Genomic DNA, 462 nt, shown 5'->3' with positions numbered 1-462 from the left:
GTCAGCCGCGGGTGTGATGGTGGCGGTGTAGGTGGTGCCGGATCCAGAGAGGTTGGAAGCCGCACCATTGCCAACGGAGATCTCGCCCAGCGCAAGGCCCGTGACACTCTCAGAGAAAGTGAAGGTGGCGGTAAAAGCGCCAGAGACCGGCCCCGCTGGACCGGTAATGGCCAGCGTGGGTCTGTCACCATCATTGGTAACTGAGAACTGGGTAGCCGCTGTGTTGCTATTCCCGGCGGCGTCCTGGGCGACGTTGGCCGCGACATTGACGGTGACCTGGCCATCAGCTGTGGGCGTGATGGTGGCGGTATAGAATGAGCCCGACCCTTGAAGGTTGGAGGCTGACCCATTGCCCACGGAAATCTCGCCCAGCGTAAAACCTGTGACATCTTCAGAGAAAGTGAAGCTGGCCGTAAACGCCCCAGAAACCGGACCCGAAGGACCAGATATCGAAAGCGTGGG

General features: G+C 60.4%; 1 protein-coding gene. It reads right to left on the bottom strand.

The window, feature by feature from the left end; genetic code table 11:
* Nucleotides 1-462 (bottom strand): Ig-like domain-containing protein (locus tag V0U79_RS13645; protein ID WP_330200063.1); only part of this gene is annotated, 462 nt, incomplete at both ends.

The organism is Hyphobacterium lacteum, assembly GCF_036330345.1.
GTDB classification, from domain to species: domain Bacteria; phylum Pseudomonadota; class Alphaproteobacteria; order Caulobacterales; family Maricaulaceae; genus Hyphobacterium; species Hyphobacterium lacteum.
This window is presented reverse-complemented; position numbering and strand designations above follow the sequence as displayed.